This is a genomic window from Helicobacter mehlei, from assembly GCF_003660265.1.
In the GTDB taxonomy this organism is placed as follows: domain Bacteria; phylum Campylobacterota; class Campylobacteria; order Campylobacterales; family Helicobacteraceae; genus Helicobacter; species Helicobacter mehlei.
Genome location: NZ_QXQP01000004.1, coordinates 48,031 through 63,380, shown reverse-complemented (window position 1 = coordinate 63,380; position 15,350 = coordinate 48,031). Strand labels below are relative to the sequence as shown.

Below are 15,350 nucleotides of genomic sequence, written 5' to 3'. Positions count from 1 at the left end.
TTGTTTATTGGATTTAGTAATATCAAAAAACATTTTTAAAAGCGGAATGGAGTATTTTATATTCCATTAAATGTTAATATGTTAGCATAAGAGACTACAATGCTGGACTAAGCTGTAGGGATATGGTTATTTGCAGGAGCGCATATGTCCGTCCATTACTATTTCTCTCTGGTTAGCTCTGGTTTGAAGTGCTTGAGCCTATTGGTTGGGGGTGCGTCTTTTTTATTGGGCACACCCGCTATTTTTACCCCCAAAGATAAAGCCAGTTTGCAGGCTTTGTTGCAAAACCCCCATATCTCTCTCCAACAGATCGATACCAAGCACGTTAAAGACATGAGCTATTTATTTTGCTTGCAGGAACCTTTGCACAAAAAAGGGATTTGCACCGCTTATCGTGAAGATTTTAAAGGGATTGGCAAATGGGATGTTAGCCATGTGGAGAATATGGAGGGTATGTTTATGAATCAGGTGCATTTTAATGAACCCTTACGCAAATGGAATACCCTACGGGTTAAAAATTTTAGCTACATGTTTGCCAATGCCACCAGTTTTAACCAACCCATCAACAACTGGAACACTTCTAGCGGGGTAGATTTTAGCTACATGTTTGCCAATGCCACCAGTTTTAACCAACCCATCAACAACTGGAACACTTCTAGCGGGGTAGATTTTAGGTATATGTTTTACCATGCCAAGTCTTTTAACCAGCCTTTATCCAGATGGAATCGCCAAAAACGCATAGGCAAGCCCCCACAGAATTTTAGCTACATGTTTGCCAATGCCAAGAGTTTTAAGCAAGATTTGAGTCATTGGCAGGATTTAGACAGGGCAGATACTCAGGGCATTTTTTTAGGCACGCCCATTCAGGGTGCTTTAAAGCAAAAAAATGCCTTGAGAACCGATCCCCCAACTACCACCCCCCCCAATGTGCTTAAATTCTTGCACTACCCCCAAAACAAACAAGAACTCATCCGGTTGCTCCAAGATGATAGCGTGCCTCTAGCCAGCATTAATACGGGTTTGATCGAGGATATGAGTTATTTATTCTGCGATAAAGAAAATGTCTATGCGCGCATCAAACAATTACCCATTAGAAGCGGGGATTTATGGGAGACTAAGGACAAGGAATACGCCCAAATCTTAGACTTTTACAACAAATGCCATGCGATGGGCGGGCGTGCCAACTTGGAGGGCATTGAAACTTGGGATGTTAGCCATGTTAAAAATATGGAGGGGATTTTTATGGGGCGCGAGGTGGATGTCTCTTTAAGTAATTGGGATACCAGCAGTGTTGAAAACATGAAGGCGATGTTTGCCTTAGCAACTTTTAACCAGCCCTTAAATGATTGGGAAGTCCAGAGCGCGCAAGATACAAGTTTTATGTTCTATGGGTGCAAGCATTTCCAACAAGACCTCAATAATTGGGATGTGGGAAATGTCAAAAACATGAGCTATATGTTCAGCTTGACCTATGATTTTAACGGCGATATTACCCAATGGAAACTCTCCAGCGCGCAGAATTTGCAGGGCATGTTTAAATATGCCGGTGTCTTTAACCAACCCATTGGATCATGGGATGTCTCGCATGTTTCTAATATGTCCTATCTTTTCTATGGTGCTTTTTTGTTTAACCAACCTTTGAACCACTGGAACACCAGCCATGTCAGGGACATGAAAAAGATGTTTTTTTACGCCAAGAGTTTTAACTACCCCCTCAACCACTGGGATACAAGCGGAGTGATGAGCATGTATAAGATGTTTGCTTATGCTGAGAGTTTTAATCAGGACTTGAGTGCGTGGGATTTGCGTAAAGCCGATGTGCGTTGCATGTTTTTCCATGCCAAAGCGATGAAAAGTACACCCTTGTTTTTGAGCAAGTCTTTTTTTAAAAGCGCGGGCAGTTGCACCTAGAGTGGAATTGAGTTTGCTTGCATGAGTCAAAAATCAAAGGATGGTCGTGGCACTCAGTCCTACACATGTGGAAGCACCAAAAGTTGTCAGCAAGGGACCCACACATTCCAGCCATAAAAAAACCTCCGAAAAAAGCAAGGATGCTTTTAAAAAACTCTTAGAGCTCAAAAAGAAAGAACACGGCAAAAAAACAGAGGCCAAAGCAGACAAGCCCAAAGTTGATCTTAAAAAAAGTCCCCAAAAAGGGCAAGGAACTTAAAGAGCTCAAAAACAAACTACCCGAGCACATTGCCCCTGATAGCCCCCTAGCCCATTTACTCAACTCCAAGAAAAACACCCAACTCAAGCCTGAAAAACCCGAAAAGCTTGGCAAAAAACAACCCCCTTTGGATTTGCTCCAGCACGCCAAAGCCCCTAAAGATGTTAAACTCCATGGCAAGCAAGCCAAACTTTCAGACATCAAAAACTTAGAGAGTGCCAAGCAACTAAAATTGGGCACAATCAAGCATGAAAAAGATGATAAGGGCGATGTGGAAAAAAACACTCTTGGCAAAATCAATCCCAAAGAGATTGCCAAAAACACCCCCCTAGTCAATCCAAACAAGGCAATTTTAGATGATTTGGATCAAAAAAAGACCTCTAAGGAGGAGATGGACAAATCTGAAAAAACAACCAAATTATCCACTCAGGAGCTTTTAAAGCCTAAAACCACCCAAACTCCAGCCCCACAGGCCACCAAAGCCCCCACCACACCCCTAGCCCACCTCCTAGAGCAAAAACCCATGCCCCGCCATGCACCCATCAAGGACAATGCCACCAATGATCGCGAGATCAAAGAAGCATTTAAGCAAGCCTTAGAGGGTCCTTTAAAACCCAAGCGCACATTTATCCCCCTATCTTTTGATCCCAACCGCTTGCCTTTATATGGACCTGCACAAAATCCCATCTCCAAAGAGGGCGATGAGGATTCTAAGCCCAAAGCCATTGAGAGTGCCCACAACAACGCCCATAATGCCCATCTAGAGAGCAAATCCCCAATCCAAGCCCCCCAAATTAAGGAGACCTTGAAAAATTTTGCCACTACCCTACGCCAAGAACTCCTAGACTTCAAGCCCCCTATCACCAAACTTTCTATGGAGCTCAACCCCGATAAATTAGGCAAAGTGGATGTGGTGATCCAACAGGTGGGCAAGAATATACAGGTGAGTGTGGCTTCTAGTGCCCCCGTGAGTGCTCTACTCTCCTCTTATCAAAACGAATTACGCCAAAATCTTGCACAGATGGGCTTTAGCGATGTTAATTTGAGTTTTAGTAGCCATGGTGGGGGGCAGGGGGGGGGCTTCCAACAAGGTGCGCAACAACAGCAACAACAAGGGCACTTTGCCAATCCCCAACCCCAGCAAAATCCCCAACCCATCAAAAATGATGAGCCCAACTCCCCTCAAGAGCCAAACAAGGTAGGTCTACCCCAGTATGCATGATTAAAGACTTTTGGGTATAATGGCAGACATTTAGATTCAGGAGGCGGTCATGCCAATTGATTTAGCAGAGGTAACCGGCGCAAAGGCGGCGATGGAAAAGAAAAAACACGAGCCTAAAATCGCCAATGGTCTAGACAAAGACGCTTTTATGAAACTCTTTTTGGAGCAACTCAAAAATCAAGACCCAACAGCCCCCATGGAGACAGACAAAATCATCAGCCAAACCGCACAACTCACCCAAGTGGAAATGCAAGAGGAGAATAAAAAGGCGATGAAGGAAGTTGCCGATGCGATGCAATCCACCAAGGCAACCAACCAATCTCTCAAGGATTTTCAGGGCAAGCTTAAGGAGACTTTGGAGCACCTAGATAAGGGCGTGGATAATACGCTCAAAAGCAATGCGGTCATGACTCAAGCCTCCGGCTTAAACAGCGTAACCATGATTGGCAAGATCGCTGAAACCGATGTCAAGGGGATCAATGTTACTAAGGGCAAGGTGGATTTCTCACTCTACTTTGATGAACCCATTAACACCGCTGAAGGCACGGCAGATGTCCAAATTTATGACAAAGATAAGCAATTAGTCCGCACTTTGTCTTTAAAGGGGGATAGTGGCAAGCAAGGTTATGTCAAGTTTGAATGGGACGGGCTGAATGCACAGGGTAAGCCCGTAGAGGCAGGCACTTATGAGGTGTTCGCACAATATAATTTAGACCCCAAGACCAATAAATACTTGCATACGCGTATCGGGCGGGGCGAGGTGCAAAGCGTGGTGTTTGACAAGGGCAAGCCTATGTTGCGTATGGGGGAGATGATCTTGCCTATGGATAGTGCCCTAGAGTTTTATGACAAAAACACGACCCGCCAAGAAAAAGAACAGCGGGAGGGTTTAGCCCACTTGGTGCAATCTAAAACCCACACGCAGAGCACGCCCCAAAAAGTTCCCCAGAACACCCAAGCAAGCACGCCCACTAAAAGCCCTAACACACCCACCCAGCCCCACAAGCAACCAAGCGCACAAGCTAGCCCCACCCACACCAAGCCAACAAATTCCACCGCACAAGCTAGCCCCCAAACCCCGCCTAAAACTCTAAGCACCCCCAAGCCTCAAGAACACCACACCCCAAGTGCTCAAGAGCATCCAAAGATAGCTAGTCCCACACGCCCGCCCTTATTTCAGGGGCTTAACACACAAAAGAGTTAAAAATGAATGATACCTTACTCAACGCCTATTCAGGCATCAAAACCCACCAATTTGGCATCGATAGTTTGTCTAACAACATCGCCAACATTAACACCGTGGGCTACCGAGCCAACAACCCCGAGTTTAAATCGCTCTTTTCAGCGCATCTAGATTCACTTGGGAGTAGCAACATCACCGCCGATGATCGCAACTTTGGGGTGAGAGCGGGGAGCAATGCCATCTCAGATAAAGATGGCGAATATATGCCCAGCGATTCAGATTTTAACATGGCTTATCAGGGGAGCGGGTGGTTTATTGTGGGACCTAATAAAAACGGCACGATGGAGATCAACAAGGATGGCTACAAACAAGCTCAAGAGAATTTTTACACCCGAGATGGGAATTTCTTACGGGATGCTGATGGCTATATTGTGAATGCCCATGGCTATTATGTCTATGGCATCGACTTGCACAAGATTAAAAATGGCGTTTTGATGGCGGGCAATCCAGATGAGGAAGCCAAGATTTTAAAGAGTGGCAAACTTAGCACGCTGTATTTGCCAAGAGATGTGCAATACCAGCCCGTTTTAACGACTAAAGTGAATATGAGTGTGAATCTCAACCCTAAAAACCATGTCCGCCCCGCCGAGCAATATTTGTTAGATGAAAACGGGCAGCTGATTAACGATCGCTTTTTAAATCAAGATGCTAACGCTCTGGCCAATGATGACAACGAGTCTTTAGATCTGCCCGTGCATCGGAATTTAGAGATCATGATCGTCAAGGGCGACATGGCGCAAGATTTAGTCTTTAAATACGGCACAGGGGGGGTTGAAAACAATGAGTTTAGGACTTTGGGCGATCTGAAAAAATTACTCCAAAGCAAGGCGAAATTAGATTTAGATGTTGTCAAAAGCCGCCCCGGGGATGTGATCTCGCCTTTATTATTGCAGATCAAAAACCCCAGCGACCCAGAAGCGACTCTGTTTATCGGCGGGCACATGGCAGAAAAGTTAGGCTGGATTGCCAATGGCATGATCTTAAAGAAAAATGAAGGTCGAGATTCCGTGCCCATCCGCATCCCCTTTTATAGCACCACCGCTGAGATTTACGACAAGGGGGGGGAAAAGTATTTGCTCAAAAGCGACTATTTTATGACCAGCACCAAAGACCCCCTAAGCCCCACGCCTACAGAAGAAAAATGGGATGTGGAAAGCTCCATTTTGGAGATGCGGGATAAAACGCCCATCACCCCCAAATCAGTACGCCAAACAATCAGCTTTGATAAAGCAGGCAAAATGCACGCCCAGCCCGTAACTCTGAATTTTAAGGGCAACCCCTTGACCTACTCCATTGATAAGAGCGATGATTATAGCTCCAGTGATGAACCTTATGAAGATTCGCGAATTATCCAAATCTCTCAAGATGGCAAACCCAAGGGTTTGTTGCAAAACATGCGCATTGATGATGATGGCGTGATTCATTTGGCCTTCAGCAATGGCGCGATTGAGACGATGGGGCGTGTGGGGATCGCCACCTTCACCAACGATCAAGGGCTTAAAAAAGTGGGGAGTAATTTATTTGACATTGAGAACACCACCCGCAATGGACGGGCTGCCCCCTTGAGCGGTAACCCGATTATAGGCTGGGATCGCGATGATGGCAAGCTCAAATTTGGCAAGATCATGCACAAGTATTTGGAGAGTAGCAATGTGGATGCGGGGCGATCTTTAACAAATTTGATCTTGATGCAAAGGGGCTATTCGATGAACGCTAAGGCCTTCACCACAGGGGATGACTTGGTCAAAGAGGCGATCAACTTGAAGAAGTAGGGCATGCAAGAGGGTTTTTTTTGTAATTATAGCGAGAAGGATTGTCAAGAGCTCATCCATTGCTTGCTAGAGGGGGAATACCAAATCCCTAGATTCCAACGGGATTTTGTGTGGAAGAAAGATCAGGTTGCTAAATTCATCGATAGTTTGGTTAGGAGCTATCCTACGGGGAGTTTTGTGGTGTGGCGCACAAAAGAACGCTTACAGGCCAATAAAGAGATTGGGCAAGTGTTTTTAAAAGAGCCCAAGGCGGGTGAGATTTATTATGTGTTAGATGGGCAACAACGGATCACCGCACTTTTTATGATCTATCAGGGTCTCAGGGTGCAAAGAAGTCCTAGAGTAGCGGATGACTATCAGGACATCATGCTAAGACTAGAATCCGACGAAGAGCGGGATTTTTGCTTTGTGCGCGACCCAAAAGCTGAAACTAACGAGGTGGCGGTGAGCGTGTATGACCTCATCAGCCAAAGCATTTTGGAGATACAAGAAAAATACAACTTGAGCCTACAAGAAGCAAAACGCTTTGAAAAGTTTAAACAGAAAATCGAAAAATACCGCTTCCCCGTGATTGAAATCACCAATGCCTCTTTGGATAAAATTGTTGAGGTTTTTGCCCGTATCAACACGGGGGGGACAAAATTAACCCCCTTTGAAGTGATGTGCGCCAAGTTTTACATCCCCCCCAGCACCGATTCCACCCAAACCATCATCACCCATCCGGGTTTTGATTTAGAAGCCAAGTTTAGGACCTTGCGTGCCGAGCTTGACCAGTTAGACTATGCTTTTGACCACCCTATGGTGGTCTTGCAACTCATTTCGTATTGGTTGCGTTCCAATATCCAAGAGAATTTAACTAAAAAAATCGCTATCGCCACTATCTTAAGACTAGAACCCGAAAAGGTGCAACAAACATGGGATTTTATCGCCCCTTGTTTTATCCATGCTGCCCACTTGCTCAAGCACGATCTTAAAATCCCCTCCTTTGACTTCTTGCCCTCTGTGGGCTCGCTCATGCTCATGGCGTATTTTTTTGCCCTAAGCGAGCATAAAAGCCCCAATGCCAAGCAAATTGCCAATTTAAGATGCTTGTTGTTCCGTAGCATGTTTTTCAGCAATAACATAACGGGCGACACTCTCTTAAAACAATTAGGTTTGGTCGAGCAGATTCACAAGGAAAAACCCGTTGATTTTAAAAAAGAATTGCCTCGCACTACTACCAAAGAGTTTTTAATGGAAGAGAAGATCAATATCAGAAACGGTTTTCACCGGGGGATTTTATGCGTTCTAGCGACCTTAGAGCCCTGCGACTTTGATAACAATAGCAAAGTTCTTTTAGATAACCTCTTTGTGAGCGACACCACCAAGAGCAAAAAACGCAATCTCCACCACTTCTACCCCAAAAACCACTTAAAACACCTCAATCCTGATTTTAACGCCGATGTGATCGCCAATATCACCTTCTTAAGCGCCAAGCTCAACCAAGAAATCAAGGACAGCCCGCCTAAAATCTACATTGAAAAATACCACCAAAGTAATCCACACCTTAATCAAACCCTGCAAACCCACTTAATCGATTTGGCTAACCCCAAAGTTCTAGAAAACTACCAAGCCTTTTTGCACATGCGCGCCCAAAAGATATTAGAGAAGATCAAAGAACTAACCTAGATTTCCAACGAGGGCTAAAAAGTATGCTCCCCAAAGTGAGGAGCTTTGGCCAAGATCGCTAGCTAGACTTAGTGGATAAATTTGAGTCTTTTTATCCCCTTTAAGCTACAATACCCCTTTTTAAAGGGACATGGTGATCAGCGAACACAACTTAAAAGACATCTTAAACTCTCTAGGCTTTGAAGCACGCAAGGGCGAGGTTTTTGAATACACTTACCCCAATAACGCCCAAATTTGCGTAGATTTCAAACACAAAAAAATCGCCTACTCTCCCCTAGATCATCGTTTTAAAGAGGGCGATTACCCTAGCAATGATGATCCTAGTACAGGCTTTATTATCCACCGCAACACCACGACTAATTTTAGCTCTAATGAAAACTTTGTGTGTTTGGTGGCGGTGCATAAGCTCCTAGAAAAGGGATACGCCCCAAAGCACATCATTTTAGAACCCACCTTTAAAGTGGGGCATAACCAACAAGTTTATGGGGATATTTTAGTGCTCAATCAAGAATTTAACCCCCTTGTGCTCATTGAAAATAAAACTTATGGGAATGAGTTTAGCAAGGCATGGAACGCCACGCTCAAAAATGGCGACCAGCTCTTTAGTTATTACGCCGTGCATAAAATCCCCTACCTGTGCCTACTCACTTTCAAAGACGCGCACACAGCTGACATGCGCTTAATTTCTATGCAGGACAATCCCGAACATTTAGAGCGTTTGAACCGCGATTGTAAGCAGGAGGACAAAAAACGCGGCTTTAGCGATCCAGCCAACACCAACGCCAAAAGCTATTTTGAAGTCTGGAGTCAAACCTATTCAAACGCCTTCACCACGAAGGGCATTTTTGAAGAAGACATCCAAGCCTACAACATTGGCAAAACAAAATACAGCCTTGAGGACCTACGCGCCGTCTCTGCCGATCAAATCTCAAGCATTTACCACGAATTTGCCACCATTTTACGCCACCATTCTATTGGCAATTACGAAAACAGCTTTTATATCCTTGTGGATTTGTTCTTGTGTAAGGTGATTGATGAAATCAAAAACCCTAATGACCTACAATTCACCTACAAGGGCGTGATCTCAGACAACCCCTTTTTGTACTGCGACAGACTTTTAAACCTCTATGAAATGGGCATTAAAGAACTCTTTAATAAACAGGTCATCAATGTTAAAAAAAGCGCCATTGGCGATCTCTTTAAAGAAGCCCAGCGTTATGAAGGCAAGTTTAAAGAAAAATTAGACGACATCTTTGATCAACAAAAATACTTCAACATCAAAAAGTTTAATTTTATTGAGGTGGAAAACTCCGAAGAGTTTTACCTCAACTTTAAAGTCCTCGTGCAAGTGGCTGGGCTTATCGCCGACCTGCACTTGAGCCAAAGCCAAAATAACCAATTCTTAGGCGATCTATTTGAAGGCTTTTTAAACCGCCACATCCACCAAACCGAAGGGCGTTTTTTCACCCCCACGCCCATCACTAATTTTATCATCCACTCCTTGCCCCCCCTGCCAAATCACCCCAAAGTTTTAGACTTTGCTTGTGGGGCGGGGCATTTCTTAACCGAGTTTATGGCGCGCCACAAGGACGCGAAAGTACATGGCATTGAGAAAAACAAAGACCTCTCCAAAGTCGCCAAACTCGCCTGCATTTTTCACAACCCCAAAAGCCAAAGCCAAGTGATTTTTCAAGACGCGCTAGACTTCATCGCCCCCCGATATGCTAAAAGCTTTGAGCTAGAAAGCTTTGATTGCCTTCTCTCCAACCCTCCCTATTCTGTGAAAGGTTTTTTAAGCACGCTCGAGCCTAGCGCGCTGAACCCCTTTAGCCTAAAAAGTGGCATTGACCCCAAGAGCTATGAAAACAATAACTCCATTGAATGTTTCTTTTTAGAGCGCGCTTTGCACTTTCTTAAAAAGGGGGGGATATGCGCGCTCATCTTGCCTGTGAGCGTCTTACAAAAGGGGGGGCTGTATGAAAAAACCCGCGCCCTCTTGCTAGAGCATTTTAAACTGCTCTGTATTGTGGAACTCAATTCGCGCACCTTTGGGAGCACGGGCACGCAGACCATCATTTTATTCGCCCAAAAGGCGCAAAAATACAGCACCGATTTATTGGACGCGCTGACTAAAGCCAATTTTGAAGAAAACAAGCTTGAAAAAGACTTCAAGCAAACAGAGTTTTTAAAAGAATATTGCGCCTTTAGGGGCTACCCTTATGCGGACTTTAAAGCCTTCATGACGGACAAAAACTTAAATCCAGCCCTAGAGCGGAGCTTTAGCGAGTATTTTAGCGATTTTGAGAGTAAAGAGCCCAAAACCTTTAAAAAAAAGCTCCCCACAGAGGGGCTTAAACAAGAGTGGTTTAAAGCTTCTAGCTTTTATGCCAAAGACCCCAAGCAAGAGGGCAAAGCCCAACAAAACGCGTATTTTAAAAGCAAAGACTACCAAGACACCTTAAAGGCATGGCAAAGAGAGCAAGCCCTAGAGCAAATGCACGCCCTAGAGTTAGAAAAAATGCGCCTCTTTGCCCTCATTCAGGGCGAAGAGGTGCTGATTCTAAAAAGCCCTCCGGATAAAAAGAGCGATAATAAAAACAACAAGGCTAAGATTGTAGAGTTCTTGGGCTATGATTGGAGCAAGCGCAAGGGCGATGAGGGCATCAAATACACCAGCGCGCAAACAGAGGACCTAGAGAGCGAGGCACTAGGCAATGTCCAAAGTATCAAGCACATACAAACCCCCCTTTACAACCCCCAAGACCCAGAGGACCCCACCAAACTAGCCTATGCCTTTAAAAGCTTTATGCACGCGGTGCGCACCAACACCCCCCGCCCCAATTTAAGCCCCTATAGGACCCAGACCCCGCAGGTTACCAACTCTTTAGCACGCCCTTAAGGGAGTTGATAGACTTTTCTAAGGCAGTGTAGATAGAACGATTAGTTTAAACCCCAAACAAGCCAGCTTAAACCCCTTTGAGGGGTGTGGGTATCCTTTGGTGAAATTGGGGGAGGTTTTAAAGAGTATGGGTAAGGGCAAACGCCCCGCCTCATTTGAAAACCCAAAAGGCGCGATTGATTTTTATAAATCCTCTTTAGAGGCGTATAAATGCGATGCTTACGACTTTGACATAGAGGCGTTGATTATTGGGGACGGGGGGAGTGCCAATATCCACTATTCTACAGGTAAGTTTGCTAGCTCAGACCACACTTACATTTTTAAGGGGCTAGCCCCGATTTACGCTTACGCTATGTTTATTTGGTGTTGCGCCACAATTTGGAGCTTTTGGAGGCGGGGTTTAAGGGCATTGCGTTAAGGAATATCGCCAAGAAATACATTGAGGAGATTAAAATCCCCCTACCCCCCCTAGAGGTGCAAGAGCAAATCATTACAGAATGCGCCCAAGTAGAGAAACGCTATGCTGAGGTGCGTATGAGTGTGGAGCAGTATAAAGCCTTGATTCAAGCCGTGCTAGAGGCTTGCGGAGTGTGCGGGGCGAAAAATGGGGGGGGGGGGGGGTAGAAAGTGCCCTTAAAATCCTAGAAAACCTAGAGCGCCTTAACCTAGAGCTAACAAACCCCACGCCCATAGACCCCAAGCTAGAGGAGCTAAAAAATCTAGTGCAAAACTTGCCTAGCCCGCCAGCTAAAGGGTGGGACTCCGTCAAATTGGGGGAACTAGGCAAGGTGTGCATGTGTAAAAGGATTATGAAAGAGCAAACAAACCCCTTTAAAGGTATCCCCTTTTACAAAATAGGCACTTTTGGGGGCAAAGCCGATGCCTACATTTCGCCCGAGATTTACGAACACTACAAGGCGAACTACCCCTACCCCAAAAAAGGGCAAATCCTCATTTCAGCGGCAGGCACAATCGGTAAAAGTGTCGTTTATGACGGCGAGCCTGCCTATTTTCAAGACTCCAATATTGTTTGGATAGACACAGATGAAAAGCTTATCAGCAATGCGTTTTTACACCTTTTCTACAAAACGACAGATTGGAATTTAAAGGGCACAGCGGGTGGGATTATCCAAAGACTTTATAATGAGGATTTGCGTAGCCTTAAAATCCCCCTCCCGCCCCTAGAGGCACAAGAACAAATCATCAGCGTATTGACCCAAATTGAGCAAGAAATCGCCCGCCTAGACCAAGAGATCGCCACCCTACAAGGCAAAGAGCAAGAAATCTTACAAGAGTTTTTAGGCAAAGAGAGAGAGAGAGAGAGAGAGAGATCGCAAAAACTTAAAGCAATCTTAAATAATTTAGAGCACGCCAAAGCCTTAAAGAGAGCTTACCTTACCCTCCTCACCCACGCCCTAGAAAAAGCAGGGCTAAAACCCTCCCTAGCCACGCTTTTAGACAATTTACCCACACCCCCAGCCGGTGGGTGGGATTTTGTCAAATTGGGGGCGGTGTGTAGCCTAGAATATGGAAAAGCCCTACAAGAAAACAGGAGAAAAGAAGGCACATACCCCGTAATGGGCTCAAACGGGATTGTAGGCTACCACAATACCTACCTTGTCAAAGCCCCTTGTATCATTGTGGGGCGTAAAGGTTCAGCAGGCAAGGTAACCTATAGCGAAAAAGATTGTTACCCCATTGATACAACCTTTTATGTAGAAACAAAGCTGCCCTACAATATCAAGCTACTCTACTTCGTGTTGCAAGGCTTAGAGCTAGAAAAGTCGAGGATAGGTATAGGCGTGCCCGGGATTAACCGCAACGATATTTATAGCCTTAAAATCCCCCTCCCGCCCTTGCAAGCGCAAGAGCAAATCGTGGGCGTGATCGCTAGGATCGAGCAAGAGCGCACCACCCTAGAAAATACTATGAAGTCTTTGGAGGGACAACAAGAAGTACTCCTAAAAAAATATCTGAGTCTATAGCCATGCCTGCTATAATCCCCCCATGCAAAACTTTCAATAAAGGAGTCCCATGCAAGAGGCATTAGCAAAATTAGAACAAGAGATCAAAACCACCAAACGCGCATGCCGTTTGAGTAAAAGTGTGTTAGAAGAGGGGCTAGATGTGCAAGCAGAGGCTCAAGAATTGCACGCCAAATTTAGCGCGTTAGCAGAGGCTTTAGCGCATTTAAACCAAGCCCTAGACACGCACTACGCCAGCCTAGAGGACGATACCCAGTTAGAACAAATTTTAATCAGCTTGAAACGCGTTAAGTCTAAAACTGCCACACCCCTAGCTAGCTTAGAGAGTGCTAGCAGTGCTAAGGAGGTTTTGGAGGCTTTAGCCAGCTTGGAGCAGGGCGTGCTGGATTTAGAGGGCGTGCTGACTGGCCTAAAGGCACACCCCAGCCTAAACGCCCCCACTAGCCCCAAAGCCACACCCAAAGCGATGGCTAAAAAATATTGCCCCCAAAGCAAGGAGGAGCTAAAAGCCCTTGTCGCCGATGAAAGCGTGCATTTAGGCGAGATTGATATTGGGGGGCTGACAGATCTAAGCGAAGTGTTTCAACATTCTCACAGAGAAAGTTATGAGGGATTAGAAACTTGGGATGTTTCTCAAGTAACAAATATGGAAAAAATGCTTGATTCCTGCAGAAACTTCAACCAGCCTCTTAATCATTGGGATGTATCCAAAGTAACGAACATGAGGGGTATGTTTTTGGGTTGTGATAATTTTAATCAACCGCTCAATGATTGGAATGTGTCTAGGGTAACAAATATGGAAAAAATGTTTTTTGGTTGCAAAGCCTTTAACCAACCGCTAAACAGCTGGGATGTATCTAATGTGAGAACTATGGGTAGCATGTTTGCTCACAGCTTTTCTTTTAGCCAACCTTTAGATAATTGGAATGTATCCAGCACAACAAACACAGAATATATGTTTTTTGGCAAAAACAGCCTCACTAGACTCCCCATTTGGTATCGCGCCTAAAAGGTCTTTGAGTATTATTAGGCGGAGTTACCATGTTAAGTTGTCCGAAGTGTAGGTGTGCAAGGGGGTGTAAGGAACAGAATATGTTAGAAAATATCCGCAAAGAACTTAAGCGAATTGATGAGGATGTGAGTTTCTCTGCCAAAGGGCACTTGGAGAGTGCCATGATGTGGAGATATGCTGAGTATGCTTTAATGTTATTGTCCAGTGTGTCTCTTTGCATCACCTTAACTTTCACATTTGGCAATCTTGACAAAATATGGCTTAGTGTACTTTCTATTATCTCCGGATCTTTAACAGTGTTTTTAATCTTTTTAAGGACACAGGAAAAGCATCTTGCCCACTCTCGTTGTGGCAACCAATACCTAGCTCTTAGGGATAAGGCAAGAGTTTTCGCAGAACTTGGATCTAAGAATATGGATATAGAGAAACAGATTGAATATCTTAAAAGATTAAATTTTGAAAAAAGCGTGCTTAATAAAGAGTCCTTACCCATCTCGTGGCTTGGGTATTGGCTTGCAGGGAGACAAATACAAAGAGAATCCCATATATACCAGGTAGATAAGGAGTAAGCATGGGTGTCAATAGCTATTTGGAAGATTTGGCTAAGAGGGCGATTGTGGGAGGGGATGAGAAAGCTAGAATTCAAACTTCTATTAGCAATATAGTTACTCTCTTGAAAAGTTATTTTAAGGAATACAAAGACAAATATAGCGATACATTCCGGGAATGTTTTATCTTTGGTTCTTACAAGAGGGGGACCATCATTCCGCGAAAATTTGATGATAATTCAGATGTTGATTTGATGGTTGTATTTGAGGGTGACCCACACGATCGGGACAATCCAAAGCCAAAAACTTATTTAAACTACCTTAAAGATTTTGCGGAATCGAAATACCCAAGATCAATTAGTCGCCAAAGCTATCCTGCAGTCGTATTGGAGTTAAACCACATTAAATTTGATTTAGTGCCAGCATTAAAGATGTCTAGCGAATGCTACAAAATACCTGATCCCGGTAAGGATAGGGAGTATAGCAGTTGGCGATACACAAATCCAAATGATCTAGATGGAGTGCTTAGTAACCAACAAACCCTAAGACGCTTGGTTAGGGTGGCTAAAATTTGGAATGTCAAACAGGGTCGTATTTATGATTCTTATGAACTGGAAAAGTGGATTGTGGAACAATGCTTTTGGGGTAATCTGGCGCAGTATTTTTATAGTTTTTGTGAGTACTTGCCCATTAAGCTGGATTCACTACCACAATCTGAACGCAAAAAAATCGAGCGTTTGCAAGAACGGGCACAAAAAGCAAAAAGACACGATCAAGAAGAGTATCTGAAAGACCTTTTTGAGTAGGAGGCAACACAGAAAAGGTTTTTTG

Annotated in this window: 13 protein-coding genes; all 13 read left to right on the top strand. The window is 44.5% G+C overall.

Annotation, left to right across the window (positions count from 1 at the left end; all coding sequences use genetic code 11):
- Positions 1-144 precede the first annotated feature (144 nt).
- Positions 145-1,911 (top strand): BspA family leucine-rich repeat surface protein, encoded by a 1,767-nt coding sequence (locus tag EAO36_RS02260; RefSeq protein ID WP_120947781.1) that lies wholly within the window; start codon positions 145-147, stop codon positions 1,909-1,911.
- A 46-nt stretch (positions 1,912-1,957) separates the two neighbouring features.
- Complete coding sequence (locus EAO36_RS02255; protein ID WP_120955659.1) at positions 1,958-2,170, top strand: hypothetical protein; 213 nt, start codon at positions 1,958-1,960, stop codon at positions 2,168-2,170.
- Positions 2,130-3,392 (top strand): flagellar hook-length control protein FliK, encoded by a 1,263-nt coding sequence (gene fliK, locus EAO36_RS02250; protein ID WP_120955658.1) that lies wholly within the window; start codon positions 2,130-2,132, stop codon positions 3,390-3,392. The genes EAO36_RS02255 and fliK overlap by 41 nt, the downstream gene beginning before the upstream one ends.
- Positions 3,393-3,441: 49 nt before the next feature.
- Positions 3,442-4,596, top strand: coding sequence for a flagellar hook assembly protein FlgD (gene flgD / locus EAO36_RS02245; protein ID WP_120955657.1), 1,155 nt, complete (start codon positions 3,442-3,444; stop codon positions 4,594-4,596).
- A 2-nt stretch (positions 4,597-4,598) separates the two neighbouring features.
- Positions 4,599-6,407, top strand: a complete 1,809-nt coding sequence (locus EAO36_RS02240; RefSeq protein WP_120955656.1) for a flagellar hook-basal body complex protein — start codon at positions 4,599-4,601, stop codon at positions 6,405-6,407.
- A gap of 3 nt (positions 6,408-6,410) precedes the next feature.
- Complete coding sequence (locus EAO36_RS02235) at positions 6,411-8,075, top strand: GmrSD restriction endonuclease domain-containing protein (protein ID WP_120955655.1); 1,665 nt, start codon at positions 6,411-6,413, stop codon at positions 8,073-8,075.
- Between the two features lie 133 nt (positions 8,076-8,208).
- Entirely contained in the window at positions 8,209-10,974 is a 2,766-nt protein-coding gene (locus EAO36_RS02230; RefSeq protein WP_120955654.1) for a restriction endonuclease subunit M, read from the top strand.
- A gap of 97 nt (positions 10,975-11,071) precedes the next feature.
- Entirely contained in the window at positions 11,072-11,392 is a 321-nt protein-coding gene (locus EAO36_RS02225; RefSeq protein WP_120955653.1) for a restriction endonuclease subunit S domain-containing protein, read from the top strand.
- Positions 11,362-11,598 carry a restriction endonuclease subunit S gene (locus tag EAO36_RS02220; RefSeq protein ID WP_162983245.1) on the top strand — a complete coding sequence of 79 codons (237 nt, stop codon included), beginning with the start codon at positions 11,362-11,364 and terminating at the stop codon, positions 11,596-11,598. The genes EAO36_RS02225 and EAO36_RS02220 overlap by 31 nt, the downstream gene beginning before the upstream one ends.
- Positions 11,565-12,959 (top strand): restriction endonuclease subunit S, encoded by a 1,395-nt coding sequence (locus tag EAO36_RS02215; RefSeq protein WP_120955651.1) that lies wholly within the window; start codon positions 11,565-11,567, stop codon positions 12,957-12,959. The genes EAO36_RS02220 and EAO36_RS02215 overlap by 34 nt, the downstream gene beginning before the upstream one ends.
- A gap of 49 nt (positions 12,960-13,008) precedes the next feature.
- The gene (locus EAO36_RS02210) at positions 13,009-13,968 is read left to right on the top strand and encodes a BspA family leucine-rich repeat surface protein (protein WP_120947775.1); all 960 of its coding nucleotides are present in this window, start codon (positions 13,009-13,011) and stop codon (positions 13,966-13,968) included.
- An 83-nt stretch (positions 13,969-14,051) separates the two neighbouring features.
- Complete coding sequence (locus EAO36_RS02205; protein ID WP_162983051.1) at positions 14,052-14,540, top strand: SLATT domain-containing protein; 489 nt, start codon at positions 14,052-14,054, stop codon at positions 14,538-14,540.
- A gap of 2 nt (positions 14,541-14,542) precedes the next feature.
- Positions 14,543-15,325 (top strand): SMODS domain-containing nucleotidyltransferase, encoded by a 783-nt coding sequence (locus EAO36_RS02200; RefSeq protein ID WP_120947772.1) that lies wholly within the window; start codon positions 14,543-14,545, stop codon positions 15,323-15,325.
- The last annotated feature ends 25 nt before the right edge of the window (positions 15,326-15,350 follow it).